This is a genomic window from Mesotoga prima MesG1.Ag.4.2, from assembly GCF_000147715.2.
Lineage (GTDB): Bacteria > Thermotogota > Thermotogae > Petrotogales > Kosmotogaceae > Mesotoga > Mesotoga prima.
In genome coordinates this window covers 1,614,490-1,629,122 of sequence record NC_017934.1, presented here as the reverse complement: position 1 = coordinate 1,629,122, position 14,633 = coordinate 1,614,490, and the positions used below count along the sequence as shown (strand labels likewise).

Annotated in this window: 11 protein-coding genes and 1 rRNA gene; 6 read left to right on the top strand and 6 right to left on the bottom strand. The window is 45.6% G+C overall.

The annotated features are described in order from the left end of the window. The first annotated feature begins 85 nt into the window (after positions 1-85). Complete coding sequence (locus tag THEBA_RS07740) at positions 86-1,015, top strand: DMT family transporter (protein ID WP_014731125.1); 930 nt, start codon at positions 86-88, stop codon at positions 1,013-1,015. Beyond that, positions 1,012-3,036, top strand: coding sequence for a glycoside hydrolase family 13 protein (locus THEBA_RS07735; protein ID WP_006487125.1), 2,025 nt, complete (start codon positions 1,012-1,014; stop codon positions 3,034-3,036). Before THEBA_RS07740 ends, THEBA_RS07735 begins: the two co-directional genes overlap by 4 nt. A gap of 53 nt (positions 3,037-3,089) precedes the next feature. Here the strand turns inward: THEBA_RS07735 and THEBA_RS07730 are convergent, their stop codons facing one another. The 6 genes from THEBA_RS07730 to THEBA_RS07705 all read right to left on the bottom strand — a co-directional run bounded on the left by THEBA_RS07730 (position 3,090) and on the right by THEBA_RS07705 (position 10,458). Then, positions 3,090-4,862 (bottom strand): glycoside hydrolase family 36 protein, encoded by a 1,773-nt coding sequence (locus THEBA_RS07730; protein WP_014731124.1) that lies wholly within the window; start codon positions 4,860-4,862, stop codon positions 3,090-3,092. A gap of 197 nt (positions 4,863-5,059) precedes the next feature. Beyond that, the gene (locus THEBA_RS07725; protein WP_014731123.1) at positions 5,060-6,202 is read right to left on the bottom strand and encodes a trans-sulfuration enzyme family protein; all 1,143 of its coding nucleotides are present in this window, start codon (positions 6,200-6,202) and stop codon (positions 5,060-5,062) included. 7 nt (positions 6,203-6,209) lie between these two features. Further along, complete coding sequence (locus THEBA_RS07720; RefSeq protein ID WP_006487120.1) at positions 6,210-7,211, bottom strand: Gfo/Idh/MocA family protein; 1,002 nt, start codon at positions 7,209-7,211, stop codon at positions 6,210-6,212. Between the two features lie 73 nt (positions 7,212-7,284). After that, positions 7,285-8,388: a galactokinase gene (galK, locus tag THEBA_RS07715; protein ID WP_236609123.1), complete on the bottom strand. Its 1,104-nt coding sequence runs from the start codon at positions 8,386-8,388 to the stop codon at positions 7,285-7,287. Positions 8,389-8,499: 111 nt separating this feature from the next. Continuing rightward, entirely contained in the window at positions 8,500-8,739 is a 240-nt protein-coding gene (locus tag THEBA_RS07710; RefSeq protein ID WP_006487118.1) for a glutaredoxin family protein, read from the bottom strand. Positions 8,740-8,856: 117 nt separating this feature from the next. Further along, positions 8,857-10,458 carry a DUF2207 family protein gene (locus tag THEBA_RS07705; RefSeq protein ID WP_014731122.1) on the bottom strand — a complete coding sequence of 534 codons (1,602 nt, stop codon included), beginning with the start codon at positions 10,456-10,458 and terminating at the stop codon, positions 8,857-8,859. A 61-nt stretch (positions 10,459-10,519) separates the two neighbouring features. Between THEBA_RS07705 and THEBA_RS07700 the strand changes: the two genes are divergently transcribed. The 4 genes from THEBA_RS07700 (at position 10,520) to THEBA_RS07685 (ending at position 14,631) form a co-directional block, all read left to right on the top strand. Beyond that, positions 10,520-11,308: an HAD-IIA family hydrolase gene (locus tag THEBA_RS07700; protein ID WP_014731121.1), complete on the top strand. Its 789-nt coding sequence runs from the start codon at positions 10,520-10,522 to the stop codon at positions 11,306-11,308. Between the two features lie 24 nt (positions 11,309-11,332). After that, positions 11,333-11,896, top strand: coding sequence for a LemA family protein (locus tag THEBA_RS07695; protein WP_014731120.1), 564 nt, complete (start codon positions 11,333-11,335; stop codon positions 11,894-11,896). Between the two features lie 5 nt (positions 11,897-11,901). Continuing rightward, positions 11,902-12,909 (top strand): M48 family metalloprotease, encoded by a 1,008-nt coding sequence (locus THEBA_RS07690; RefSeq protein WP_014731119.1) that lies wholly within the window; start codon positions 11,902-11,904, stop codon positions 12,907-12,909. A gap of 193 nt (positions 12,910-13,102) precedes the next feature. After that, a 16S ribosomal RNA gene (locus THEBA_RS07685) occupies positions 13,103-14,631 on the top strand. Positions 14,632-14,633: the final 2 nt, after the last annotated feature.

Sequence of the window (14,633 nt, the reverse complement as noted above, 5' to 3'; positions counted from 1 at the left end):
CTATTATTATAGACTATGTGTAGCAGACAACGTTCTCGGGTTGCCGGTTTGTTTTTCCCGGTGATATTATTGATTGAGGTGTTTTATGGCAGAGAAAGAAAGGGACAGACTTCTGGCCTATTTTGCTGGCATTGGTTCTTCGGTGATATTTGGTCTTTCCTTCTTGTTTACGAAAAACGCTCTTGAATATACAAATCCGATGTACTTTCTTTCGTACCGGTTTTCAGTCGCTTTCGTGACGATTTCTCTCCTGAGAGCGTTGGGTGTAATCAAAGTAAGGCCATACAAGTCTATTTTCAAGGATTTGCTTTTGCTCAGTCTTGTTCAACCGGTCATGTACTTCATCTTCGAGAACGTTGGAGTCTCACTGTCGACATCGTCCGAAGCTGGTATCCTGCTTTCGACAATTCCGATATTCGTTCTTATATTCGCCAGAGTCTTTCTTAAGGAAAGACTTGCCGCTCCTCAAGTGTTCTCAGTCTTGACCGCGCTACTGGGAATAGTTCTGATAACAGCCGGGAAGGGTCTTTCAACGGGCGGCAGTGTCCTTGGACCCATCATTCTTTTAGGTAGCACAGTTTCAGCTGCCTTCTACAATATTTTGTCAAGAAAGGCTTCTGTCAGGTTTAAAGCATGGGAAATAACATATCATATGATGACTATGGGTTTCATCTCTTTCACTTTGATCGCTGTGGTAACATCTTTGATAAAAGGAGAGTTCTCTTTCTACATTTTAGGCTTGGGTACACCTCAGGTTGCCATAGCAGCGCTTTATCTGGGCACTTTGTCATCGGTCGGAGCCTTTTTCCTCATCAATTTCATGCTTTCTAAGCTTGAAGCGTCGCGATCAACGGTATTCGTTTATCTGTCGACTGTCGTATCTCTTTTGGCCGGAGTTGTCTTCAGAGGCGAGAGATTCGGTCCACTTCAGGTAATTGGGATATCTCTAATTCTTCTGGGAGTTTGGGGTGCCAATGCCTTGGCGAGAAGAAAAACAAGGGAGGAGTCAAAATGATGTTAGTAAAGAAAATGATGATCATCCTTTTCTTAACGGTTATGACATTAGGATGCGGAGTATCTTTCTTGACCACATCGGAGAGCACACCTTCAGTAGTAGTTATGGAAAAATCAATGACACTCGAAATGATGAGACTGGAAAACGATTGGTGGACAGCAGAGGTTTCTCTTGAACCTGGTAGATACCGTTACTATTTCACCACAGAGGAATCGAGTTTCCCAGATGAAAGGAACGATGAAAAATCTTACGAGAATGAAAGAGAAATGTCTGTGATGATTGTCGAGGATTTCGAGGTCCTACATGATTCTGTCAGACACAGCGTTGGAGACAGGGATTATTTAAACCCGATAAACCATGATGAATACTATTTTGCAGTCTCGGCTCCGACCGATGTCCCTTTTGAAGCCAAAATCGTAATTGATGGGGAACGCTACCCGCTTGAATATCTACGGGACTTTGGAAATCAGAGCTTCTACCGCACAGAAAGATTAAGCGTCGAAGAACTTGAATACTACTTCGAAATACAGACCGATTCTGGACTTGTCTTTCTCGACTCTCTTGGACTCTGCAGAAAACCCCGAATTCCCTACTGTTTTTCGAAAGAGAGCCTTCCGATTTCCTACTTCGACCTCCCTGATTGGTCAAAGGGAGCAACATACTATCAGATATTCCCGGAGAGATTTGCCAATGGAGACCCGAGAAATGATCCGCCAAACGTTCAGGAATGGAATGCCGATCCCGATTACGCAAATCTTGGAGGAGACGGTTTCTTTGGTGGCGATCTCAAAGGGATTTTGGATCATTTCGATCACTTACTTGAACTGGGGGTAGATGCAATATACCTCAATCCCATTTTCGAGAGCCCCTCAAGCCATAAATATGACACCGAAGACTATCTGAAAATCGATGACAATTTCGGAGACGACCAGCTCTTCGAGGAACTTCTAACCGCTGCCAATGACAGCGACGTAAAGATCATTCTCGACGGAGTGTTTAATCACACTGGATACGACTTTTTCGCCTTCAAGGATCTAAGAGAAAGGGGAGAAGAATCTCCCTACGTTGACTGGTATTTTGTGAAACGCTTTCCGATAAGAAAAGTTCAGGACAGGGCAATGACATATGTTGGGTGGAACGGCTACGCATATATGCCGAAAATAAACGCTCTTAACAAAGATTGGCAATCATACGTTGAGAGACTGGTAAGGAAATACGATTGCGACGGAATTGGCGGTTGGCGTTTAGACGTCGCAACAGAAGTAGACCCACTATTCTGGACCGACTTTTTCAGACCGCTTTTGAAAAGCTTAGACGATGAGATGATACTTGTCGCTGAGTTTTGGGGTGACGCTAGATCTCTGCTAAGAGGTAAGAGTTTCGATTCTGTCATGAATTATCCTTTCAAGGATGCTGTTGTAGAATACGTGTTCAGAGCCGGAAATTCCGCAGCTAAGTTTGCTGCTATGACAAATCTGTACCTGAATGCTTATCCACCCCAGACTCTTCATTCTCTATGGAATATTCTCGACAGTCACGACACCGAAAGAATCCTTACTCTTGCTTTCAATCAGATCGACCTTATGAAGATCGCTGTGGCTCTCCAGATGACGTTCATTGGCAGTCCAGTGATCTACTATGGAGATGAGATAGGAATGAAAGGAGGTCGTGACCCTGAAAACAGAGCGCCAATGATCTGGGATGAAGAGCGCTGGAATCATGATGTTCACGATTTCTATAAGGCTTTGTTAGATCTTAGAAGATCGCACGAATCGATCCGCACTGGCGAGTATGAGGTCATTGCCGCTGAAGGACCGGTTTTCTCTTTTAGAAGATGGAAGGCCACTGACGAAGTAATAGTAATAACCAATCCCTCACGAGAGGCTGCATTCTTCAGCCCTTCGATGGAAGGTGAATTCACAGAATACTTGACTGGAGAGACTATTTCATTTTTTGGTGGGGAGATCAAAGTTCCTCCCCTAACGGTGTGGATTCTTACTCCAAGAGACAGCGTTAACTGATTTCATTTGAAGTTCGCGGTATCTTCCCGTTGTTACTTTATATAATTTTCGTACTAGATATCACATGAATCACTTTTTGCTATCCATATGCTTTTTGGTGGAAGCTCGACTTCCTTAACCGGAGGCTTAACTCCTGACCAATTTTCATACATCTCTTTGAGCTTTATGGAGTGTCTAGGCGTGTCAGTAAGATTGACAAATGAAGTCACATTGCAGTAATTGGCCTTTCTAGTGCAAGTGGCAAAAACACTATTCATTCCGTCAAGGAAGACACGAGGTTCTCCTCCTTTTAGCATTATCGCTTCTTTTAGAAGTGAGATTCCCTGTGAATCAACCAGTTCCATATCGTCGCTGTTTATCATCATTCCATCAAGCAGTCCCACGGACAAGGCGAAGATCCTCTTCTCTTCTTCAGTCATTTCGCACTTTCTCAATATGACCGTGTCGGGATCATTAAGCCAAAGTCTTCTATGCATAAATGCTCTTGTATAAGCATTTCTTAGTGAAAACCTTGCACTGGGAATACCGATATCCATAGCTTCACCGTTCCATTGTGGAGAGGTATCAGATCCAATCCTCATACCATCCACAAATCCTACCGAAGGGAGAAGCGGCGCGCCGCAACCAAGAATGAAGCAATCTTTTCCGGCGGCATCTCTTATAGCCTTCATGCCTATTCTATAAGCCTCGATCGGACCGCAGTCCTCTCTGTATCTCCTTCCGGGAATGGCACCGGCGAAAAGAAAGTCGATCTTCAGATAATCAAAACCAGATCTCCTTATCGAGACAATCAAATCTCTCAGGTGTTCAAGCACCTTGGGATTCGTAGTATCCAGGGAAAATATCTTCTTTCCCCAGTTCCTGTAGGCAATTCTCGGTGAGCCGTCTTCGTTTCTCACGAACCAATCCTGATGTTCCCTGAAGACTTTCGAAGTTTCAGACGCAGAAAACGGTGCAATCCAGAGACCCGCCGAAAATTTCCTCTTTCTTATTTCGGAAGCGATTTCCTTCAATTCAGGAAATTTGGAGTTTGTTTCGAGCCAATCACCAATATCCTCCTGGTATCCGTCGTCAAGCTGAACCAGTCTATAATCGATTTTCTCTCGATCTCTAATTTCCGCGAGCAGCCGAATATTCTTTGACAGTTGTTCAAAGGTGATGTCTGAGAAGTATTGATACCAACTACACCACCCGACACCGCTGAAATCGTTGAACTCGACCTTGTTGCTTTTCTTGATAAGACTTGCATAATTCTCTAACATACTCCACAAACTGTCTTTGCCAAAAATCACCATCTTCTCGAGCTGAACTGATTCACCTGGCGCCAGTTCAGCCCCAAAGAGATCTGCCGAGCCGCGTATATTGCACTGATCGTCGTTCCAGAGAAAGTATTGATGCGAGAATCTGCTGGATAGAAATCCAACAACCAACTCATCAGTGGCAATGAAGTAATCGCTTGGTCTTCTTCCCTCCCTCAAGATTTCGGGAATAGGTGTTGCTGAGAAGAGACTTATCTCATGTGAATCGGCGTACTGAACGAAAGGATCCACAATCGGTTGTTCCCAGTAAGCCTTGAATGGTAGCCATGATTGCCAACCATTGTAATATACGGGTTCGCTAACGTCCTCTATTTCAAGAAGATCTATCTTTCCGACTTTCTTCGGAGCATCAGATCTATTCACTACTGAAATCCGGAGGAGAATCCCCGGCGAATCGGTAAGTCTCTCGAAGTCGTATATATAAACAAAATTGCCTGCCTCCATTTTGAATTCCTTTCTGTCCGCCAGAAGGAACTCCTCGATACTAGAGACCCTTATTTTCAGCACTTCATATCACCTCACAGCTTGTTGACAATTATAGACGGGTGAAGAAGTAAGTTGAATCGCAGTCTAACCAACAGCTTCATAAGGAAAGCCGTTTATATTCTTATTCCTGCATTTCGGTTTTCTTTGCTTCTTCTCACGCTCAGTTCCTTTATTTCTCAGCTTCCGTTCTTTCCAGCAAAGAGCTGCGACGAGGCCAACTAAATTCCCTTCATAGCGAAATCTAGGTCGGACAGAAGATCCTCTAGATCCTCAATGCCGACAGAGAGTCTTACACCTCCTTCTGAAAGACCTGCATCGCGTAACTGCTCGGCAGACAAAGAAGCATGACTTGTCAAGACGGGAATGGTTGCAAGAGACTCAACACCGGCAAGACTAGTAGCTTCAAGAAACAGCTCGCTCCTTCTTATGAACGATTTAGCTGCACTCAAACTTTCCAGTTCGAGATAAACTACGCCTCCAAATCCCCTGCATTCAGAGAAACAGGCCGGTACGCTTGCCTTCAACGAAGGATAAGAAACCCGAAGTACTTTTGGATTTTTCGAGAGAAATTCTGCCACTTCTCTTGCATTTCTGTTGTGCAATTCCATCCTAGGGCCAAGAGTCTTCGCCCCGCGGCCAACCAGAAAAGCGTCGAAGGGCGCCCCATTTGTACCCAATTTGATCATTACCTTTCTTACCCTTTTTTCCAGACCACTGTCTTTGAAGGCGGCAAACCCTGCAATGACATCTGAATGCCCGTTCACATACTTGGACAGACTCTGAATGTCTACGTCTGCCCCGTATTCGAGCGGCCTGAAATTATACGGAGATAAAAACGTATTGTCTACTACGAGAACAGCTTCTTTTTCTCTAGTAATTCGAGCAATCCCTTCAATGTCTGAAAGAATCAAATCGGGATTCGACATCGACTCGACATACACAATGCCCGTCTTATCGTCAATAAGAGTTTCCAGTTCATCAATTCGTGACTGATCGAATCTCCTTATCTCAACTCCCATTCCCGGCAGATCGGAGATAAGGCTTTGCGTTCCTCCATAGATATTTCTCGAGATCACCAGGTTCATTCCGGATTTGAGAATGGACAGAAAAACAGTAGTTATGGCACCCATTCCAGATGAGAAGAAGACGCCGCCAGTTCCGCCGAACAGATCCGATAGCTTTCTTTCTACCACTCCAATAGAGGGATTTCCAACCCTTGTGTAAAGAACTTCCGAGCTTTCGTCCATGTACTTCACGTCATCTGCCAAGAAGTTAGATGTTTGAAAGATGGGTGTGCTAACCGCATCGTTTATCTTTTTCTCTTCACCAGCGTGAATTGCTCTTGTGTTGAATCCCCGCATATATATCTCAGCTTTCGTTTAGCAAAGAGTCAACTCTTACAACTCTCTTCTCTTTTGCGGAAATGAGTCCCGCTTCTATGGTGGCAAGATCCATAACTGCCTCTTCAACTGATCCCAGAGAGTTAATCTGACCCTCTAACACCCTGTGAAAATCAGTAAACTCTTCGGCAAAACCATCTGTTTTATTAAGAAAGAGTTTCTCCCTGTCGCTGGAATATATCTCAAGAGTAGCTTCGTCTTTGTCAACTTGGACTATTCCTTCTGTGCAGACTATTTCAAATCTATTTAGAGAAGCGGGGGCGCCATAGACGACGGAATAGTTACCAATCACATTGGAACCCAGAGTCATATTGAAGACCGCGGAGTTTTCAGCACCAAGATAGTCGAAATTCTTCTCCGAAAAGCCGCTTACTTCCTCAACGTTACCAAGAATCTTGCGAAGCGCGGCCACATCATGTACCCCTCCATCAGAGATGAATCCACCGATGTGCTGAGGCGTCTGCCTCCACTTAGTCTGAACGTATTTGTTGTCCTGCCCGAAATCTACCCACTTCAACCAGCTGAATGCCAGAGGCTTGCCAAGTCTTCCCTCCTTGATAAGTATTTCGGCCTTTCTGTAAACCTCGATATGCCTGTAATTCTCCGCTATATAAATGGGAGTATTACCTGGAAGATGCAACAATCGGATGGCTTCCTTAGTAGTGGCCGCTACTGGCTTCTCACAGATAACCGGCTTGTTTGCCTTTCTTGCCGCCTCAATCATTTGTGGATTCAAGGCAATTGGAACTGCAAGCACAACAGCGTCCACAACATCAGAATTCAGCATTTCTTCATACGAATCAAAGACCTCAACATCGCCACCAGCTATTTTGGCAAATTCCTCAGCCTTTCTTCTAGTCCTGCTGTTCACGGCCGTAATCTTGAATAACTCGGTCAGTCTTCTCAACGCGGGCAGATGGAGCTCCCTAGATGCTATTCCGGCACCCACAATACCCAAATTGACTTTCATGCAACTCCTCCTTAGAAAGAACTACAAAGAGACGGATGGAATAGTACTCTCTGCTCGACTGTCCAAACACATATTAAAGCGGGAAGGTGGCATCCACTTCTCTCGCTCCATCTGACGGTCTTACTTCATAAGAGTCGAGATCAATTCCAAATCTCTCTTTGTATCTGATTTTCATGACTTCAACTATTTTTTTCATCTCAATCTTTTCACATAAAGCGAGTACCGAACCGCCGAATCCTGCTCCTATCATTCTTGCACCGGAGACACCTCCAATTTCTCGTAGAGTGTCAACGATAAAATCAGTCTCTTCGCAAGTTACTTCATAATCAAGAGCCAGTGATTCGTGGGACTGAATCAATATTCGGCCGAGATTCTCGAAATTCGAGTTCGACATCATCTTCATGGCCTCTAGAACCCTCATATTCTCAGAAACAACATGTAGCGCTCTTCTGTAGTATAGATCACCAAGTTTACCTCTGTTAGGGAAGAGATCAATCATGGAGACCTCTCGATAACTGTTCTTCCCGAGTATTTCGAGAGCCTTATTTGCTTCGGCCCTTCGAGTATTGTAGTTACCACTGGAGAGAGAATGATGAACCTTGGAGTCGAATACGACAAATGTGTATTCACCAAGCTCTAACGGTACATATTCGTGGCGCATCTCGAGAGTGTCTAGGAAGATTGCCGTGTCCTTTTTTCCCATCACGGCTGCAAACTGATCCATAATTCCACACTGGACACCGACAAACTCATTTTCGGCCTGCTGAGCAAAACTATAAAGTTCTTTGTCCCCCAGCTTAAGTCCATACACCGAATTCAACGCTAAGATAAGAGCAACTTCAAGAGCAGCTGAGCTTGAGAGGCCGGCACCTTCAGGGATGCTAGAGCTGATTTTGATCTTCATCCCTCCAAAGTCAACGCCAAGGTTATCCTTCAAAACCCAGAAAACTCCTTTTAGATAGTCACTCCAATCGCCGGTCTTTTCTATGCTTTCCTCCCGAAATGAGACTGGCTCCCTTCCAGCAGAACTCAAAGCAATGACGCTCTCGTCTGTCCGCTCAATCGACAGTAATACATATTTGTCAATCGCGACAGGCATAACGAATCCCTGGTTATAGTCGGTGTGTTCACCAATGACATTAACTCTACCGGGCGCAACAAAATACCTCTTCAACACTACACCTCCAACATCGCACATATGTCTTTTTGCCCTATATTGAGAGAATAGCACTACCCCGGTAAAAAAACAAAGCGGGCCTAAGCCCGCAGATGGTCTGATGATTTAACCTTAGTGGATTCCCAGCAAATTATCTATCCTATTCTTATCGAACCCGACTATTACCTGACTACCAATAGTTATGACTGGAACACCCATCTGTCCGCTCTTCTTTACCATCTCTTCTGCTTTAGCTCTATCTTTGCTCACATCGTAGTCCTTGAAAGGAATCCCATTGGTTCTGAAATAGTCCTTTGCTCTCTTACACCAAGGACAAGACGGTGTGGAATACACAATTACCTTTGCGTTCATTTGATTCTTCACCTCCATTACCCCCGAGGGGTATCATAAACTAATTATAAAGGATTAGAATTTCAGTTGTCAACCCTGTTCACTTTCGGGTTAATCAGCTCAAATTCAATGTAGGAATCAAGGTCTCACCTTGTTAAAAATCATCTCGAGTCTTTGTAGCTGGCGCAGCAAAGTGAGCTGTTGATCAGATACTCTCTTCCTGTTGGAAATAATGTCCTGTAAGTGACCAAGAGCAACTAGCTTTGCAATGTCATCATTAGTCCATGACTGTTTTGAAAGAAGCTCCTTCTCGGTTTTTTTCCATTCCATGTAGAACAACCTTCCAGAAGGCGTCCACCGAGCAAAGATATTCTTTGGAAGAACGAGAAGTAGCCAGCCGAGACACCAATCGGCGTAAAGGACTATTGAAATCGCCAGCGATTCATCGGGGAAGGAGAGATAAACTTGCCAGTTCCCAAAGACGAATTTCAATATCAGTGACCATATTATTAGATACAATATAGAAAACACAGACATTACAGTTGAACCCAGATACTCATAGAACCGCCCCGACTTTACAACACGCATAGCATGCTTCCGCCAGAAACCGTATTGTTCTTTGAACTCGTCAAAAGAAAAGGCGTCGCTCTCTGCATCAGGGATCTCTATCGATCCATCCTCATTTCTTCTAAGAGATTTCAGCGTCTGCAAAGCCCATTTTTGCTGTGTCGGAATTCCTTTTTCACTTGTTTCGAAAGATATTGTGTTCTCACCAATCTGTATCTCCCCACTGTTATGCATCTCCATAATCGTAGATAGAAACCCGTTATGATCAATTTCCTGAAAGGGATTCTTGATTACAGCATTGAGAAGGTAACCCGGCACATCGTAGAGTCTGTAGCCTATTTCAGACTTCACCTGTGGTTCGATCCCGAAAAGTATGAATGTGAAGAAGATCACGAAGAAAGGAACTGCTATTTGGAAGCCAATCAAACCAGAAAGAAAGGCTTGCTGGAACATAGCGGATTCATGTTCCTTACGCAATGCACTTTTACTTATAGTTGTATTGACCGCATTTGGCATCGTATTAGCAATGCTCTTCGGAAATGAGATCTTGATTTCGCCAGAAGCATTTGAAAGAACCGACTTCATTTGCAGTTTGACAAGGTTTCCTTCAATTTCAAAACTCGCTTCCTTAAATGGTCTAACAGAAATATCATCCTCTGTAAGTCTCGAAATTATCGTTTCTGGAAGCTCCATAGCGAGAGAAATATCCCTTGTCATAGCGTCGGAATTCGGTTCCCAGAATCTATAGCTTAACACAGCTATATCCGAACCCACCTCAACGACTCCCGAAATAACGTATTCGGTATTCATGACAAACTCACTCACTTCCTGTTCAAGGAAGATCCTGGCGTCAAAACCTCCCGGAGAAGAGGAGATCTCTTTCACAAATCCAGCATCATTAGGAATTTCAACCGAATAAGACTTCAGAACCGAAGGGTAAGATAAGTGTAGTTTTTTGGATGCCGTGCGATTATTACGGGAAAGTATGTAAACAGAAAGCTCTTCAACATGAAGATCACCTTGTTCGTCGAGCTTTGCATTTATCTCGACTGAATCTATCTTGTAAGGGGCAGATTCTCTCCAGAATCCGTTACCCAGGGCAATGAATATGAAGAAGCCGCTGACCATCATGAATATTATAAAGAAATACTTTCTTTCGAATTTCCTTTTCATTTCATCTCACCCTTTGTATTATACTCTGCTTATGAAAACAACCTGAAAAACGGAGGAAGAGATGCTGACAAACAAACGGCTCTTCGTTTCGGATATGGACGGAACATTCTACCTTGGCGACGGACTTCTTAAGGGCAGTCTTGAATTTGCCAATGCTGTTCATCGTCTCGGTTCGAAACTCGTGTTTCTAACCAACAATTCATCACGCACACCTGAAGAATATATCAGAAAACTTACCAAAATGGGAGTTGATAGGACTCTTTTCGAAGTCTATACCTCCGGCGAAGCTACCATAAGCTTCTTGAAGCGAGATTTTCCAAATAAGAGAGTATTTCTGCTCTCAACGCCGTCGGTAAGGGAAATGTTCAGAAAAAGTGGAGTGAACTTAGACGATAATTCCCCGGAATTATTAGTTCTTGCATACGATACGACAATAAACTATGAGAGGATCCGGAAAGCTGCTCTCTTCATAAGGCAAGGCATTCCTTTCATAGCGACTCACCCAGATGTCAACTGCCCCACGGAGGATGGACCGGTACCTGATGTTGGAAGCTTCTTGAGCCTTTTCGAAGCTTCCACAGGTCGTCGGCCCGATAACATTATAGGCAAGCCGGATCCGACTATACTGAAAATGGTGATGGATGACTTTGGCTATGGTCCGGAGGAAACAGTGATGATTGGAGATAGAATTTACACGGACATCGAGTGCGGTCTTAGTGCCGGGGTAGACACATATCTCGTTTTGTCTGGAGAAACAACAGCGGACATGGTACCTGATTCACATAGTTACGAAGTTGTCAATAACATTGGATCGATCATAGAGATAATTGAAAGAGGCAATACTGTATAATAGCCATACGTTGGAGGTGGTTGAATGGTCATTCTTTTCATTGTAATTGGAATTATTGTTGTCTTGGCTCTTTGGCTCATCGGGGTTTACAACAATTTAGTCACCCTGAAGAAGAGAGTAGAGAATGCTTGGTCGCAGATCGATGTTCAGCTCAAGAGAAGACATGATCTGATTCCGAACCTTGTCAACTCAGTGAAGGGCTACATGAAATTCGAGCAGGAAACCCTGGACAAAGTAATTCAGGCAAGAGCAAAGGCCGTGTCCGCTCAAGGAGTTGGAGATAAGATCAAGGCTGAGCAGGAACTCGGCGGTGCGCTTGGTAGACTGCTTGCCATAGCCGAAAACTACCCTGATCTTAAGGCGAACACTAACGTCTCACAATTGATGGAAGAACTAACTACTACGGAGAACAAAATCTCTTACGCAAGACAGTTCTTCAATGATTCTGCTACCAAGTTCAATACAAAGATCGAGATCTTCCCTAATAACGTCATCGTTGGTTTCTTTGGGGGCAAGTTCGAATCCTTCCCGCTCTTTGAAGTCACAGAAGCCGAAAGAGGAACTCCCAACGTAGATCTCAATTTCTGAGGACAATGTCTTTTACTGTAGATTTCTACGAGGAAAGCAGAAAGAACGTAAGGAAGACCGTCATCCTTGTGATGGTCTTCCTTGTAATGATGATTGCATTTGGCCTGATTATTGATCTGGTGTTCGGAATACTACCCATATTTACCTTGGTTTTCTTGGCCATAGCATCTATACAGACCTTAATATCCCTGACTTCAGGAAAGGAGATCGTCCTCAGATCAGTCAAAGCTCGCGAACTCAAAGCGAACGACCCCGAGGAGCGGCAGCTCAAGAACATAGTAGATGAACTGTCGATCGCCGCAGGAATGGGAAAACCTCCCGAAGTGTACGTAATCGATGACGATTCCGTGATCAACGCGTTTGCCACTGGAAGGAAGCAGGAGGATTCAGTTATTTGTGTGACTAGCGGACTTCTGAAGGACCTCGATCGTGAAGAAACTTCCGGAGTGATCGGGCATGAGCTGAGTCACATAGTCAACAGAGATATTCTTCTCATGACGCTTATTTCCGCACTACTGGGGGCCGTTGTGATAGTTCAGCTCCTTGCATTCAGGGCCCTGATCACCTATCTCAGATTTGGCGCAATTGGTGCTGCTACGAGATCGAGACGCTCCTCCAAGAAAAACGATAATTCTGCTCTTGCAATAATCGCCTTCCTGGCGGCAGTTGCTGGATTGGGTGCGCTTTTTTCATTTATTGGCAGGCTCTCTCTGCTAGCCGTTTCTAGAACAAGAGAGTACTTCGCCGACGCGCGCGCAGTGGAGTTGACAAGGAATCCTTCGGGCCTTGCCAATGCCTTGAGGAAAATCGTTACCTCTTCGGCGAAACTTCAGACAGCCAACGTTGCCACTGCCCATCTATTCATCTCCGATCCTCTAAAGAGAGGCATAAACAACAGGACTTCATTCTTTGCATCCCTTTGGAGCACTCATCCACCAATAGCGATGAGAATTTCGATTCTTGAAAACAAGACTCTGACGGAAATTGAGGCAGAGCTGTCCGATTACCTATGATTTTCTTTTCCTTTTAAGTGAATTCACCTTGAGAAGCGAATAGAGGAAACGAACCTGTAACTTGACAATGGAAAGGGGTACTGGTAGTATAGGAATTGCTGACGCGAAGTTAGCGTTAGCGAGAAGGTCGAGCGAGGAAGAAGGGTCATTGAAAAATGGATAGCAATCCAGCGAGTTTCAAAAAAATGAGTCATGGATGGAGGGTTTGATCCTGGCTCAGGGTGAACGCTGGCGGCGTGCTTGACACATGCAAGTCGAACGGTATGTGGCAACACATAGAGTGGCGAACGGGTGAGTAACACGTGGGAACGTACCTTCTGCAGGGGGATAACTGACCGAAAGGACAGCTAATACCGCATAAGACCGAGAGGAGAAAGGTGCAACAGCATCGGCAGAGGAGCGGCCCGCGGACCATCAGCTAGTTGGTGGGGTAAGAGCCTACCAAGGCAACGACGGATAGCCGGCGTGAGAGCGTGGCCGGCCACAAGGACACTGAGATACGGGTCCTACTCCTACGGGAGGCAGCAGTGCGGAATTTTAGATAATGGAGGCAACTCTGATCTAGCGACGCCGCGTGCAGGAAGAAGGTCTTCGGATTGTAAACTGCTGTGGTAAGGGAAAAATGTCATGTAGAGTGGAAAGCTACATGGAGGGATGGTACCTTACTAGAAAGCCCCGGCTAACTACGTGCCAGCAGCCGCGGTAATACGTAGGGGGCGAGCGTTACCCGGAATCACTGGGCGTAAAGGGAGCGTAGGTGGCCTGACATGTCAACTGTGAAAACCCGGAGCTCAACTCCGGACTTGCAGTTGAAACTGCCAGGCTTGAGGACGGTAGAGGAAGACGGAACTGCCAGTGTAGGGGTAAAATCCTTAGATATTGGCAGGAACGCCGGTGACGAAGGTGGTTTTCTGGGCCGGTTCTGACACTGATGCTCGAAAGCCAGGGGAGCGAACGGGATTAGATACCCCGGTAGTCCTGGCCCTAAACGATGTTCACTAGGTGTGGGGAGCGGAAAGCTTTCCGTGCTAAAGCTAACGCGATAAGTGAACCGCCTGGGGAGTACGCCCGCAAGGGTGAAACTCAAAGGAATTGACGGGGGCCCGCACAAGCGGTGGAGCGTGTGGTTTAATTCGATGCTAAGCGAAGGACCTTACCAAGGTTTGACATGCTGATAGTAGTGAATTGAAAGAGGAACGACCACACTTTGTGTGGAGTCAGCACAGGTGGTGCACGGCCGTCGTCAGCTCGTGCCGTGAGGTGTTGGGTTAAGTCCCGCAACGAGCGCAACCCCTGCTCTTAGTTGCCAGCGGTAAGGCCGGGCACTCTAAGAGGACCGCCGCCGACGAGGCGGAGGAAGGGGGGGATGACGTCAGGTATCGTGCCCCTTATATCTTGGGCGACACACGCGCTACAATGGGTTGGACAGAAGGGACCGAGACAGCGATGTGGAGGAAATCCTCAAACCAACCCCCAGTTCAGATTGCAGGCTGCAACCCGCCTGCATGAAGCCGGAATCGCTAGTAATCGCAGATCAGCCAAGCTGCGGTGAATACGTTCCCGGGCCTTGTACACACCGCCCGTCAAGCCACCCGAGTTGGTAACACCTGAAGATGAGTATCCTAACCGAAAGGAGGGAGCTTGTTTAGGGTGGGATTGGCAAGGGGGGCTAAGTCGTAACAAGGTAGCCCTACCGGAAGGTGGGGCTGGATCACCTCCTTTCT